This window comes from Kitasatospora acidiphila (assembly GCF_006636205.1).
Lineage (GTDB): Bacteria > Actinomycetota > Actinomycetes > Streptomycetales > Streptomycetaceae > Kitasatospora > Kitasatospora acidiphila.
In genome coordinates this window covers 5045181-5058718 of the sequence record NZ_VIGB01000003.1, presented here as the reverse complement: position 1 = coordinate 5058718, position 13538 = coordinate 5045181, and the positions used below count along the sequence as shown (strand labels likewise).

Annotated in this window: 11 protein-coding genes and 1 pseudogene; 5 read left to right on the top strand and 7 right to left on the bottom strand. The window is 73.9% G+C overall.

Going from position 1 to position 13538, the window contains the following annotated elements:
* Positions 1-26: 26 nt before the first annotated feature.
* Both E6W39_RS23900 and E6W39_RS23895 read right to left on the bottom strand, forming a co-directional pair.
* Complete coding sequence (locus tag E6W39_RS23900; RefSeq protein WP_141635269.1) at positions 27-1148, bottom strand: DNA polymerase III subunit beta family protein; 1122 nt, start codon at positions 1146-1148, stop codon at positions 27-29.
* 271 nt (positions 1149-1419) lie between these two features.
* On the bottom strand, positions 1420-4527 hold the full coding sequence (locus E6W39_RS23895) for a DEAD/DEAH box helicase (RefSeq protein ID WP_141635268.1): 3108 nt from the start codon (positions 4525-4527) through the stop codon (positions 1420-1422).
* A 174-nt stretch (positions 4528-4701) separates the two neighbouring features.
* Between E6W39_RS23895 and E6W39_RS23890 the strand changes: the two genes are divergently transcribed.
* The 3 genes and pseudogenes from E6W39_RS23890 to dmpI form a co-directional block, all read left to right on the top strand.
* Positions 4702-5331, top strand: coding sequence for a YceI family protein (locus E6W39_RS23890; RefSeq protein WP_141635267.1), 630 nt, complete (start codon positions 4702-4704; stop codon positions 5329-5331).
* Between the two features lie 107 nt (positions 5332-5438).
* Positions 5439-6362 (top strand): LysR family transcriptional regulator, encoded by a 924-nt coding sequence (locus tag E6W39_RS23885; protein WP_141635266.1) that lies wholly within the window; start codon positions 5439-5441, stop codon positions 6360-6362.
* 100 nt (positions 6363-6462) lie between these two features.
* Positions 6463-6657 (top strand): annotated as a pseudogene (dmpI, locus tag E6W39_RS23880) (4-oxalocrotonate tautomerase DmpI); the annotation flags it as partial.
* 120 nt (positions 6658-6777) lie between these two features.
* Here dmpI and E6W39_RS23875 read toward each other — a convergent pair.
* Positions 6778-7746, bottom strand: a complete 969-nt coding sequence (locus tag E6W39_RS23875; RefSeq protein WP_141635265.1) for a LysR family transcriptional regulator — start codon at positions 7744-7746, stop codon at positions 6778-6780.
* Between the two features lie 139 nt (positions 7747-7885).
* Between E6W39_RS23875 and E6W39_RS23870 the strand changes: the two genes are divergently transcribed.
* Entirely contained in the window at positions 7886-9109 is a 1224-nt protein-coding gene (locus E6W39_RS23870) for an MFS transporter (protein ID WP_141635264.1), read from the top strand.
* Between the two features lie 48 nt (positions 9110-9157).
* Here E6W39_RS23870 and E6W39_RS23865 read toward each other — a convergent pair whose 3' ends face one another.
* A complete protein-coding gene (locus E6W39_RS23865; protein ID WP_141635263.1) occupies positions 9158-9691 on the bottom strand; it encodes a GNAT family N-acetyltransferase in 534 nt (177 codons plus the stop codon).
* Between the two features lie 163 nt (positions 9692-9854).
* On the opposite strand from E6W39_RS23865, the gene E6W39_RS23860 reads away from it, so the two are divergent.
* Positions 9855-10649 (top strand): TetR/AcrR family transcriptional regulator, encoded by a 795-nt coding sequence (locus E6W39_RS23860; RefSeq protein ID WP_228718329.1) that lies wholly within the window; start codon positions 9855-9857, stop codon positions 10647-10649.
* A 119-nt stretch (positions 10650-10768) separates the two neighbouring features.
* On the opposite strand, the gene E6W39_RS23855 is transcribed toward E6W39_RS23860, so the two are convergent.
* The 3 genes from E6W39_RS23855 to E6W39_RS23845 all read right to left on the bottom strand — a co-directional run bounded on the left by E6W39_RS23855 (position 10769) and on the right by E6W39_RS23845 (position 13502).
* Entirely contained in the window at positions 10769-12031 is a 1263-nt protein-coding gene (locus tag E6W39_RS23855; protein ID WP_141635262.1) for a GNAT family N-acetyltransferase, read from the bottom strand.
* Between the two features lie 99 nt (positions 12032-12130).
* Positions 12131-12652 carry a hypothetical protein gene (locus tag E6W39_RS23850; protein ID WP_141635261.1) on the bottom strand — a complete coding sequence of 174 codons (522 nt, stop codon included), beginning with the start codon at positions 12650-12652 and terminating at the stop codon, positions 12131-12133.
* Positions 12653-12719: 67 nt separating this feature from the next.
* Positions 12720-13502 (bottom strand): MBL fold metallo-hydrolase, encoded by a 783-nt coding sequence (locus tag E6W39_RS23845; RefSeq protein WP_141635260.1) that lies wholly within the window; start codon positions 13500-13502, stop codon positions 12720-12722.
* Positions 13503-13538 lie beyond the last annotated feature (36 nt).

The window sequence follows — 13538 nt, the reverse complement described above, 5'->3', positions numbered from 1 at the left end:
GCGGCGTCGGTTGACGGCGTGGGACCTCAGGAGACCCGGACCGGCATCAGGATCGAGAAGCCGCCCGCCTCGCCCGAGGCCGCGCGGATCGCCAGCGGGCCCAGGTCGCCGTCGAGTTCCAGGACCAGCTGGCCGGTCGCCCCGGCGGCAAGGGCGTCCAGCAGGTAGTCGCGGTTGACCGCCACCCGCAGCCGCTCCTCGGCCGTGGGCGTCATCACCTCGCCCGCCACCACGCTCAGCGCGCCGGCCCGGTCGACCGCCAGCACGGTCAGCGGCACCTCGGCCGCCGGCCGTTCCCCTGCCGGGTGCTCCGGGGTGAACGGCCGGGTCGGGCCGTCCAGCACGGCGCGGCGCAGCTCCGCGCTGCCGATCTCCACCCGGTGGGTCTGCCCCAGCCGGGTCAGCCGGCGGTAGTCGGGGAAGTCCAGGTCGAGCCGCTCCCCCGCGACCGTGTGCCCGTCGGCCTCGGCCCGCAGCTCGCCGCCCGCAACCGTGAGCACCAGCTCCCCGGCCCCCTCCTCGGCCAGCGCCCGCATCCGGTCCGCCAGCGCGGCGGGCGCCAGCGCGGAGAACTCGGTGCCCGGCTCGGCCCGGACCGGCGCCCGGCCGATCGCCAGCCGGTAGCGGTCGGTGGCGACCAGGGTCAGCGTCTCGCCGTCCAGGTCGAAGAGGATGCCGCCGAGCATCGGCAGCTCGGGGTCGGCGCTGACGGCGAAGCGGACGGCGGCCAGTGCGGCGGCCAGCTCGGCCCGGCCGACGGTGAGGCGGGCGGTGGTGGCGGCGGTCATCGGTTGCTCCCTCTGGTCGATCAGTTCTCGGACAGCGGAGAGTTCGCGCCGCGCGTCCGCGAGGCCGTCCTCCAGCCGCCGCAGATGGGCGTCCAGCACCCGATGGGCGACGGGGTCGCCGGGCGGCGCCGCGAGCACCACCCGGATCTGCGTCAGCGGCAGGCCCAGCCTGCGCAGCCGCGCCAGCAGTCGGGCGGCGGCCAGCTGATCGGCCGCGTACCAGCGGTAGCCGGTCTGCGGGTCGACCCAGGCGGGGCCGAAGACGTCCGCGCCGTCGTAGAACCGCAGCGAGCTGACGCTCAGTCCGCTCTCCCTGGCCAGCTGGCCGATGCTGCGCATCCCGCGCGTCGCACTCTCCATGTCGAGGACTCTGGGGGCTCGACCGGCTTGAGGGTCAAGCGGTCCGGTCATCCGGTCAGCGCCCGGTAGACCGGCGCCAGCAGCTGCGCGAGGTCGCGGCCACCCACGGTCACCCCGCTGGCAGCCGGCAGCTCGAACGGCGGCGGCTCCGCGGGGGCCTGTTCGGGAGGTTCCCGGCGGAGGGTGAAGTCCCCGCTCCAGAAGTCGTCCAGCTCAGTTCTTCCAGTCGCTCCAATTCTTCCAGTCGCTCCAGTCCTTCCGTCCGGTTCGGTCACTCCGCGATCGCCTCCTCGGTGAGGGTCAGCAGCTCCCGCAGCTCACCCGTGCTGAGCTCGGTCAGCCAGCGCTCGCCCTGCGGCATCACGGACCTCACCAACTCACGCTTGGTGTCGATCAGTTCATCGATCCGCTGCTCCACGGTGCCCGCGCAGACGAAGCGGCGGACCTGCACCGTGCGGTGCTGGCCGATCCGATGGGCGCGGTCGGTGGCCTGCTCCTCGACGGCCGGGTTCCACCAGCGGTCCAGGTGCACCACCTGGCCGGCGGCGGTCAGGTTGAGCCCGGTGCCGCCCGCCTTGAGGGAGAGCAGGAACACCCCTGGCCCGTCGTCCTGTTGGAACCGCTCCACCAGTTCCGCTCGGCGGCGGGCACCGAGGCGCCCGTGCAGATGGAGCACCTCGGTGCCGAGCCGGGCGGCCAGGTGGGGTTGCAGCAGCGCACCGAACTCGGCGTACTGGGTGAAGACGAGGGTCCGCTCGCCGGCGGCCAGCGACTGGTCGAGCAACTCCTCCAGGCGGGCGAGCTTGCCGGACCGGCCGGCCACCACCGAGCGGTCGTGCAGCAGTTGGGCCGGGTGGTTGCAGACCTGCTTCAGGCGCCCGATCGCCCCGAGCACCGCGCCCTTGCGTTCCACGCCCTTGAGTCCGCGCAGCCGGTGCAGCAGGTCGGCGACCACGGCCTGGTAGAGCCCGGCCTGCTCCGCGGTGAGCGGGCACCACACCGTGCTCTCCTGCTTGGGCGGCAGCTCGGCCAGCACCCCGGGGTCGCCCTTGCGCCGCCGCAGCACGAACGGCTCGGTGCGGCGCCGCAGTTCGGCCGTCCGCTCGGCGCTGCGGTGCTGCTCGATCGGGACGGCGTAGCGCTCGCGGAACGCGGCGGCGGAGCCGAGCAGTCCGGGGTTGGCGAAGTCGAGGATGGCGTGCAGCTCGGACAGCCGGTTCTCCACCGGGGTGCCGGTCAGCGCGATCCGGTGCGCGGCGGGGAGCGAACGCAGCGCCCGGGCCTGGGCGGTGGCACCGTTCTTGACGGTCTGCGCCTCGTCGGCGATCACCCGGCGCCAGCGGATCGCGCGCAGCTGCGGGGCGTCGCGTTGCAGCACGCCGTAGCTGGTGATCACCAAGTCGGCTTCGGCTACCGCGAGTTGCAGCGCCTCGCCGGTGGGGCGACCGGCGCCGTGCTGCACATGCACCCGCAGCATCGGCGCGAATCGGGCAACTTCCTTGCGCCAGTTGGCCACCAGGGACATCGGGCAGACCAGCAGCACGGGGTCGGCCTGGCCGGCGTCGTGCTCCAGGGCCAGCAGTGCGAGGGACTGCACGGTCTTGCCGAGGCCCATGTCGTCGGCGAGCACCGCGCCGAGTCCGAACCGGCTGAGCGAACGCAGCCAGGCGACGCCGCGCTCCTGGTACGGGCGCAGGGTGGTGCCGAACGCTTCGGGCAGTCGCAGCGCGCCGCCGTCAGGTACGTCGTCCCCCTGGTGCAGCAGGTCGCCGAGCACCCCGGTGGCCCGGAGCGCCCCGACCGGCAGGCCGGCCACCAGGGCGCCCGGGTCCAGCGCGAGCCGGAGCAGCGGACCGGCCGGGCTGCTGCCGGTGCCCTCGCGCTCCAGGAAGCCGACGGCGGCCGCGATCCGTTCGGGGTCGGCCTCGATCCACTGCCCGCGGATCCGGAGCAGGCCGCGTTTGGCCGCCGCCAGGTCGGCGAGCTCCTTGGCGGTGAGCGGTTCGCCGTCCAGCGCGAGCTGCCACTGGAAGGCGATCAGCGCGTCGTGGTCGAGCCGGGTCGCCCGGTCCACGGCGCTGGGGGTGCCCGGGCGCACGGTCAGTGCCAGCCCAAGCCGGGGTGGCCGCTGCCACCAGCCGGGCAGCAGCACCCCGAATCCGGCCGCGGCCAGGGCGGGCGCGGCGGTACGCAGGAAGTCCAGCGCACCGGCCCGGTCCAGCCGCAGCTCGGTCGGCCGCACCTCGCGCAGGGCCGGGGCCAGGTGCGCACAGCAGCGGGCGGCCCGCTGGAGTGCGGCCAGGTAGGCGGCTTGCGGGTCGGCGGCGTGCCGGGCCAGGGCGGCCTGCGCCGGGCCGCCGGCCCACAGCTCGGCGGCGGGGACCAGCAGCGAGGGTTCGTCCACCGCCTGGACCAGCAGGTCGACTCGCCAGTGCTCACCGACCGCCCGCCCCTGCGGGTCGAGCGGATCGGGCCCGAGCGGCTCGACCAGGCGCAGGCACAGCCGCAGCGCGTCCGGCGCGGCGGCGCCGTGCCAGGCGGCCAGTTTGACGGCGAGAGCGTCCAGCTCCGCCGCCGGGCCGTGCAGTGGCCCCGGGCCGTCCGCCACCAGCAGCGCCGCGAACCACCGCTGCGCCAACTCGTCGTCATCAGCGTCCAGTTGCGGGAGCCGCAGCGGTCGCTCGGCGAGCGCGACGCGGACCTCGCGGTCCGTCAGCACGGCCAGCGCCTCCTCCAGCAGCTCGTCCGCCGGCCGTTCGCCACGGACCACCGGCGGGCAGCCGGCGGCGAGGGCGCGCGCCTCGCGGTGGTCCGCCACCGTCGGCGCCGGTTGCCAGCGGGCGTACCCGGCACCCCGCACCCGCGCCAGCCCCGGCAGCACCCGCCCGCCGCCCGCGAGCCGCCAGGCCAGGTCGTGGACGCCGGTCAGCCAGCGCAGGGACGCCCCGTAGGCGACGTCCACCCGGCCCAGCTCGGGCAGCTCGGCACTGGTCAGCGCCCAGTGCGGGTCGAACAGCTCGCCCAGCAGCTGGGCCGCCTGCGCCGGTTCGAAGACCAGCACGGGCACCCGCCAGTCCCGCCGGGAGTCGGCGTGCCGGGCCCCGCCGCCGAGCAGTTCGGGCGAGGGAACCGGCGTGCCGCCCAGGCCGGGCAGGGTGAGCGTGAGCCAGCGTTCGGCCGCCTGCCCGGCCAGCCACTCCAGGCCGGGCCCGATCCCGCCGAGCAGCCGGGTCAGCAGCTCGGCCGAGCCGGCGAACGGGTGGGTGGAAACGGCACGGCCCGGTGCTGCCTCCCGTGCGCGACCGAGCGCCCGGGCGTCCTCGGCCCAGAGGGCCACTCCGCCGGCGTCCGGCAGCCAGCGGGCATGCAGGGCGAACATCGGCTGCCGCCACCTCCGCTTCCGCCGTCCGTCGACGCCCCTGCGCCGACTCGATCCCCCGTGAGCCTAACCAGCGAGTCGGACGTTTCTTCGATGTAGTTGAAGCTTGAACCAAAGCGCGCTACCGTTGGACTCAGGAAGTTGAACGCTAAACCAACCTACCAAGGAGTCGTCATGGGCATCTTCAGCCGCAAGTCCGCCACCGCCACCGCCCCGGCCGCCACCAGCACCGCCCCCGCCGCCACGCTCGACACGCCCTCCGCCGACCTGGCACACCTCACCGGCGACTACACGGTCGACACCACGCACAGCCGGATCGGCTTCAGCGTGCGGCACGCCATGGTCACCAATGTGCGCGGCGAGTTCGCCGACTACCAGGGCACCCTGCACCTGGACGGCAGCAACCCGGCCGCCTCCACCGCCGAGCTCGCCATCAAGGTGGAGAGCATCGACACCGGCAACGAGCAGCGCGACGGCCACCTGCGCACCGGTGACTTCTTCGAGGTCGAGCGGCACCCGGAGATCACCTTCCGCAGCACCGCCGCCGAGCAGCTGGACAGCGAGACCTACCGGATGACCGGCGACCTCACCATCAAGGGCATCACCCGCCCGGTCGTGCTCGACCTGGACTACACCGGCAGCGCCACCGACCCGTACGGCATCCAGCGGCTCGGCTTCGAGGGCCGCACCACCGTCGACCGCACCGATTTCGGCCTGACCTACAACGCGGCCCTGGAGACCGGCGGCGTGCTGATCGGCGAGAAGGTCAAGCTCAGCTTCGACATCTCCGCCGTCCGCGCCTGATCCCGCGGCCGTGGCCGACGCCGTCCAACTGCCGCACCACCCCGTGGTCCCCGGATCCGCCGATACGGCAGGATGACCGGGGATCACGGAGCGGGGGAGGATCTGCGGTGGAGCTGCGCCAGCTGCGCTACTTCGTCACGGTGGCCGAGGAGCTGCACTTCGGCCGGGCGGCCGAGCGGCTGCTGATCGGCCAACCCGCCGTCAGCCAGCAGATCCGGCGACTGGAACGGGAGTTGAAGGTCGAGCTGTTCGACCGGACCCCCCGCACCGTCCGTCTGACCACCGCCGGCCAGACCTTCCTGCCCGCCGCCCGGGCGGTGCTCACCGCCGAGGACGCGGCCCGCGCCGTCGCCGCCGACCTCACCACGGGCAGTGCGGGCGTACTGCGGCTCGGCACCATCACCGGCCTCGGCGAACGACTGGACCGGATCCTGGACGCCTTCGAGAGCCAGGCACCCGGCATGCGGCTGGAACTGCTGGCGCTCCCGGCCCGCGAACGCCTGGCCCAGGTCGCGGACGGCCGACTGGACGCCGCCTTCGTGCGCGGAACCATCCCCGCCCACGCCCCCGAACTGACACACCTGCCGCTCTGGCAGGACCCCTTGGTCGCCGCCATCCCGGCCCGCCACCCCCTCGCCGCGCGCGCCACCCTGGAGTTCGCCGACCTCGCCGAGCTCCCGCTGCGGCTGACCGAGCGGCGCGACAACCCGTCCCTGGTCGACCTGGTGCTGAACAACTGCCACGCCGCCGGCTTCGAGCCGATCCCGGGCCCGGCCCCCAGCAGCGCCCTGCAGGACACCCTGGCCGCGATCGGCTCCGGCACCCCGATGTGGACCGTGGTCTACGCGACCAACGCCAAGATCATGCGGATCCCCCGGATCGCCTTCGTCCCGTTCGCCGCCCCCGGGCTCGCGCTGCCCACCAGCCTGGCCCTCCGGCCGGGCCCGCTCTCCCCCGAGCTCGAGCTGCTGGCCGCCACCTGCCGCGCCGACGCGTCGACCGGTGCGAGCAGCGGCGATCAGGATCCGTGATCGCTGCCAGAGCGAATCGGGTCTGGGTCGCACCCCCGCTGCTGCGATGAACTGATCTCCGTCAGCAGGTCGCCCGGAACAGCCGGGAGGGCCGCGAACCGAGGAGCAGATCATGCCCATCGTCACCGTGCAGCAGGGCCCCCGCACCGTCGAGCAGAAGCGCGAGCTGCTCGCCCGGATCACCGACGCCTTCGTGGACACCCTGCAGATTCCGGCCGAGACCGTCTCCGTCTGGATCCACGAGGTGCCCACCGACAGCTGGGGCCAGGGCGGCAAGCTGCGCGCGGACGGCTGAACAAGCGCTTGGCCAGGGCGCCCCGAGCAAGCGCTTGCTTACCGAGCCCACGAGCCCACACAGCAGCGTCCTGAGCAAGCGCTTACTCAGGACGCCACGGGCGCCTGGGGGCCAACCCGCTCAAGCGCCGGCCAGCAGCACCTCGTCCTCCGCGGCCAGCCAGCACCCCGGCGGGCGCGTCAACCAGCCCTCTGCTGCCGCCAGTTGACCCGCCTGATCGATCAGCAGCGCCACCCCGTCGGCCGGCGGGCCCGGACGGCGCACCAGGCTCACCAGGGTCAGCGGCACCGGCTCCACCAGCGGGCGGGTGACCACGCCCGGCAGCTGCGGTCCGCCGGTGGTGGTGAGCATCGGTACGGCGTGCTGGGCGAGGTAGCGCGCGGTCTCGGCGGGGCCGACCGGCGGGGCGAGCGGTGGCGCGGCGGTCAACCCGTGGGCGCCGAGCAGCCGTTCACCGAAGGCCGCCCACTCCGTGGTGGCCGGATTGCCCGCGCAGATGTCCACCGGGTGCCCGACCAGCTCGGCCAGCCGGATCACCGCCCGCCCGGCCAGCAGATGGCTCTCGGGCAGCAGCAGCGCCACCTGCTCCAACCGCACCGGCACGTGCGCCAGTTGCTCGCGCAGCACGGCCGGCAGCCCGTTGAACCAGCCGAACGACACGTCCAGCCGTTCGGCCAGCAACTCCCGCGCCCCGGCGGCCAGTCCACCGTGGTAGCGGGCCATCAGCTGGAGCCCGGGGTCGGCCGCCCGGGCGGCGGCCAGGATCCGGTCCACCGTCAGGTCCTCGCCGGTCACCGCGCTGTTGAGGTCGACCAGTACCGGCCCGCCGCCGGGCGGTGCCAGCATCTCGTCCTGCAGGGCGAGGAACCGTCGCGCCTGCGGCAGCAGCCGTTCCCCGGCCGCGGTGAGTGCCACGCTGCGGGTGGTGCGGGCGAACAGCTCCCGGCCGAGCAGCCGTTCCAGGGTCCGGACGTCCCGGCTGAGCGCCTGCTGCGCCACGTGCAGCCGCTGGGCGGCCTGCCCGAAGTGCAGCGTCTCGGCAGTGGCGACGAAACCGCGCAGCAGGCGGGGGTGCAGGTCGGCGGGCATGCGCGGGAGCGTACAAGGAGCTCCGCGGGATTCACAACGCAACTGCGTCAATGCCACCGAACAGGTGTTGGACCGGCCCCGGGGGCGGCGGCGAGGCTAAGGGCATCCCACAACGCCTCAACGGACCTGCTGGAGTCCCGTGTTCTCCTCGTACCGCCAGGTGCTGACCCCGACCGGCGCGCTCGCCTTCACGCTCACCGGGCTGCTCGGACGGCTCGGCTACGCGATGCAGGGCGTCAGCCTGCTGACCGCCATCGCAGTCCGCCGCCACTCCTACGCGCTGGCCGGCACCGTCACGGCGGCGGCCATGGTCGGCGTGGCCATCGGACTGCCGCTGCTCGGCCGGCTCGTCGACCGCTACGGGCAGCGCCGGATCGCCCTGCCGGCCGCACTGCTCACCCTCGCACCCCAACTCGCCCTGGTACTGCTGATCCACCGGCAGGCCCCGACCTGGGCACTGGCCGCCACGGCCTTCGCCTCCTCCTTCGGCCCCAACCTGGGCGGCATGGCCCGGGCCCGCTGGGCCCATCTGCACCAGGACGACCCGACCGTCCTGCACCGCGCCAACGCCCTGGAGCAGGCCCTGGACGAACTCTGCTTCATGACCGGGCCGGTGCTCGGCGCGGTGCTCTGCACCTGGCAGCCGGAGGCCGGGCTGCTGGCGATCGCGGTGCTGACCACCGTCGGTGGCGTGCTGTTCGCCGCCGAGCGGCGAACCGAGCCGCCGATCGCACCGGTCACCGCCGGCGACGGGGTGCGCCCCCGCGCCCATGGCGTACCCGCGCTGCTGGCGGTGTTCTTCGGCACCGGGATCCTGTTCGGCTCGCTGGAGATCACCACGCTCGCCTGGACCGGGGCGCACGGCCACAGCTGGGCGGCCGGCCCGCTGCTCGGTCTCCAGGCGGCCGGCTCCTGCGCGGCCGGGCTGGCCTTCGGGATGCTGCCCGCGCGCGGCGGTGCGGTGCGCCGGCTGCTGCTCGGGCTGACCGCGATGGCCGCGCTGCTGCTGCTCCCGCTGGGCGCAGTCGGCCTGGGCGGCGGGGTGGCGCTGCTCGCCCCGGCGATGCTGCTGGCCGGCAGCGGGACCGCGCCGACCATGGTGAGCGGCTTCACCCTGCTGCAGCGCCTGCTCCCCACGGGCGCGTTGAACGCGGGCATGGCGGTGGCCGTCGCGGCGATCATCACCGGCAGCTCGGCCGGCTCGGTGCTCGGCGGCCTGCTGATCCAGCACACCGCCCCGGGCGCGGGCTTCGTCCTCCCGGCCGTCGCCGCGGCGACCGCCCTGCTGATCGCCCACACCGCCCGGCACCGCCTGCGGCGGGCGACGGTCCAGCCGACGGACCCGGCTCACGCAGCCGGCTAGGGGCGGTCTCGTGGATCAGGGCGTCCGGCGTGATCCACAGGAGCGGCCCTAGGGGCGGTCCCAGGTGTACTCGTACTCCGGCAGCTCGCCGCCACCCGGGAACGGTGCCCGGCCCTCCTTGGTGCGGCGGCCGCCGGCCCGCTCGTAGAAGGCGATGGCGCGGCGGTTGTCGCGCAGCACCTCCAGGTAGAACGGCGCGCCGGGGTGCTGCTCGGCCACCCAGGCGCGGGCGGCGGTCAGCAGGGCCGCGCCGATGCCGCCGCCGGTCAGCCCGGGGCGCACGTGCAGGTTGTCCAGCAGCACCCGCCCGTCGGGCTGCGGCACCAGGTACCCGAACCCCAGCACGCCCGCCGTCCCGGCCCGTTCCGCGATCAGCAGGTGCGGGGTGTTCTCCGCCGGCCCGTAGTCGGCGGTCAGCCGGATCTCCCACAGCTCGCGCCGCTGCTGCGCGAGGTCGGCGCCGAGTGCCTCCGGCGGGACGATCCCGGCGTAGGCGGTGCGCCAGCTCTCGGTGTGGAGGTCGGCCACCGCGAGGGCGTCGGCGGCGGTTCCGGTGCGGATCGTGACGGTGGAATCGATCATCCGAGGATCCTGACACGGAATCAGCCTTGAACGCATTCAAGATCTCCCACTAGAGTCGGCTCGCTGTTTTGAACGCGTTCGAACCGGGTGTGGAGGGGACACCCGGTTCGCCCGCGCATGCCCGCAGGCCACCCCGGATGCCGTCCCGCTAGGCTCGACGACCGTGGACGAGCAGACGGGCAGCACCCCCAGCACCGGCGACCCCACCCCGGGCCCCGCCCCGGACCCGGCCTCGGCGGCCGAGCTTCCGGGCGGCCGCGCACGCCCCAAGACCGGCAAGAGCGAGCAGACCCGGGCCCTGATCCTGGAGACCGCCATGCGGCTCTTCCAGGAACGCGGCTACGAGAAGACCACCATGCGCGCCATCGCCACCGAAGCCGGCATCTCGGTCGGCAACGCCTACTACTACTTCGCCGGCAAGGAGTACCTGATCCAGGGCTTCTACGACCGGATGACCCTGGAGCACGCCACCGAGGCACAGGCGCGGCTGCGCGGCCACACCGACTTCGCCAAGCGGCTGGAGATCGCCCTGCTCTCCTGGATCGACTGCGCCGCGCCGTACCACGAGTTCGCCGCCCAGTTCTTCCGCACCGCGGCCGACCCGAGCAACTCGCTCAGCCCGTTCGCCAACGAGTCGCACCGCGCCCGCGCCACCGCCGTCGACCTGTTCCGCGACGTCCTCACCGGCTCCGACCTGCGCACCAAGCTCGACCGCGAACTCACCGAGCTGCTCCCCGACCTGCTCTGGCTGCACCTGATGATCGTGGTCCTCTACTGGGTCTTCGACCGCACCCCCGACACCGAGCGCACCCGCGCCTTCGTCCGCCGCTCCACCCCCATGGCCGCCCGGGTGATACGCCTCTCCCGCTACCGCGTCTTCCGTCCCATCGTCCGCGACGCCAAGGGGCTGATCCAGGACTTCATCCTGCCGACCATGGGGGCCCGCGCGGGGAGCTGAGGCATCGGGGGCCGGCCGGGGTCCGAACGTGCTGAGATGGGAACGCGGCCACTTCCCTCCCGCCCCGCCTGCTCCGCACCCTCGGCCGGAACTCAGGCGCCTGGCAACGGAGTCGGGGCTCAGAAGGTGTCCGGGTTGTACGCCTTCAGCGGCGTCCCGAGCAGCCGGTCCGTGGCGAAGGCCGCGCCTGGGCGCAGTTCGGTCAGCTGCGCGGCTGCGGCGAGGCGGGTGGCGGACTCGGCTCCCAGGTAGAGGCTGCCGAGGACGGCCGCATCGATGGCCAAGTCCGGCTCCTCGCTGGTCGGTTCGGCCGTGCCCGCGCCCGTCACGTCCGCTTGGAGGAGCCAGCGGCCGGACGCGTAGCCCTGCCGGTCGGTGACGTCGAGCACCACGCGCCCCGGCCCGGCATAGGTGCGCGCACCGAACGCGGCCGGCACGTCGAGCACCCGCAGCCAGGTGTGGTCCCACTGCTCGGGGTGCGGCCTGGCGGCCCGGGGGTTGTTGAGGAGCAGCGGCAGCGGGTCGTCGGGGGCGAGCGAGGCGATGGACACGCTGCGGACCCAGTCCATCGAGCAGGCGTAGCGCCAGAGGGCCACGGCCGTCACGGTGTCCAGGGCGAGGAAGTCGTGGACCGTCAGGACGCAGTCGGGGTTGGGGCCGTCCCACTGGTCGGTGACCGAGTAGACCAGCAGTCCGGTGACGGTGCCGCCGGCGTCCCGGTGGACCACCGCGAACGGTTCCTTCCGCTCCGGGCCGGGCATCTCGATGGTGCCGGTGGCCTCCCGCCAGAACGCTTCGTCGCGGCCGATCGCACCGGGCCGGCTGCGGCGCCAGCACTCGTGCAACTCCGGGCCGTACTTGGCGAGTTCGGCCATGCTCACCAGGTCGAGGCGGCCGGCGGACTCGGGCAGGTCGGCGCGCAGGCCCTCCGCGTGGTGCAGGTTGACCACCAGGCCGTCCGCACGGGTGGCGGGACCGAAGCCGTACCGGCGGTAGATGCCGTACTCCGCCGCGACCAGAATGGCCGCCGCCTCACCGCGTTCGCGGGCTCCGGCCAGCTCCCGGGCCATCATCCGGTTGAGCAGGCCGCGCCGGCGGTGGGTCTGACGGACCGTGACGCCCGAGATGGCGGAGACGGGCAGCAGCGCGCCGCCGGGCACGGTGAGCTCGTTGGGGAAGCTGCGCAGGGTGCCGACGATCTTGTCGCGTTCGAAGGCACCCAGGGTGCGCCCCGGGTAGTTGCGCAGCCGGCGGAACTCCAGTGCCTCCGGCATCCCGGCGCGTTGGAAGCCCCTGCTCACTGCGTCGCCCCAGGCCCCGAGCTCGCCCTCGGTGATGCTGCGGATCTCGATGCCGTCGGTCGGCGCCACCTCTTCGCTCATCCGTCCACCGTAGGCCGGGGCGACAAACCGGGCATCCGAATTACGGGGTGTCCGAATGACCGGGCGCCCGGGGGCGAGGGGTCAGTCGCGCTCCTCGCCTTACTCGCCGCCCTCGCCGCCCCCGCCCTCCTCGTCGCCGAGCGCGTCGACGATCTCCAGGAGGATCTCCGCCTCGGTGTAGGCACCGCGGCTGGTCAGACGGTCGATCAGGGTGGCGCCGAAGTCGCCGAGTTCCACGATCAGGTCGTAGAACTCGTCCTGGCTGCTGTCCCAGCACTGGCCCAGCACATCGGGCGGGGTGGGCCCCTCCTCGGCGAAGAAGCTGCGGAGCAGCATCATCAGCCACTTCTCGTCCGCACTGCCCTGGTCCAGCGCATCGATGAAGGTCAGCGCCCGGACACCGCGGTGGATCGCGCCCAGCTCCAGCACCGTGGCACCCGCGATCGCCATGCCGGCCGCCAGGAACATGGTGTTGTCAACGGCACCGGTGCCCATGTCCTTCTCCATGGTGGCGGTGACGATCTGGCAGCCCGGGTGGTCCCGCCGGGTCGCCGCAGTGCGCGAGGCCGGGTCCGCGCAGGCCTTCAGCAGCGGGAAGACCTGGTTCTCAAGTCGTGCCATGGGAGCATCGTGCCCGGCCGCCGGCCGCGCTGTCAGGCGAATCCGTTAACCGACCGCGATCGGGCCACTACAGGAGCGGGTTCGCGAGGTCGAAGACCGCACCGGGGTCGGCGTGGGCGACGGGGCCGCCGAAGCGCGTCGCGGCGCGGGCGACGGCCTGGCACGGTGTCAGGGACCGGCCGACGTGCGTGACGATCAGCCGGCCGGCCCGGGCCGCGCGCGCCGTCCCGCCCGCGTCCTCGGGGGTGTGGTGCACGTACTCACCGGCGGCCGGCGGCTGCGCGAGGTCGGCCTCGCAGAGCAGTGCGTCGCACCCGTCGGCCAGCTCGGTCAGGGCGGCGCACGGCGCGGTGTCCCCGGAGTAGACGAGCGTGCGCCCGCCGGACTCGACGCGCAGCGCGAACGCAGGGATGCCGTGCGCCACCGCCCGGCTGGTCAGGGTGAGTTGGCCGATGGTCACCTGATGGCCGTCGGTCAACTCGGTGACGGCGAAGGCCGATTCGATCGGACTGCGCGCCGGGGTGTTGCTGAGGAAGCCGGCCAGCCGGTCCGCGATGCCCGGTGGGCCGTAGAGCGGGATCGGCGCGGCGAGGCGGATGTCCGCGTAGAGCGCGCCGTAGTAGGCGGTGAGCAGGTCCGCGCTGTGGTCGGCGTGCAGGTGCGAGATCCAGATCGCGTCCAACTCGTCCAGCCGGACGTGGCGTTGCAGCGGCCCCAGGGTTCCGCTGCCCGCGTCCACCCACACCCGGGTGCCCCCGCCGGACACCAGGTAGCCGGAGCACGGGTTGTCCGCGCTCGGATACGGCGTCGCACTGCCCAGGACCGTCAGCCGGAGCGGCTCGTTGCTCATCGCGCAAGCCTAACGGGGGTGACGGTGCCGGCCGCT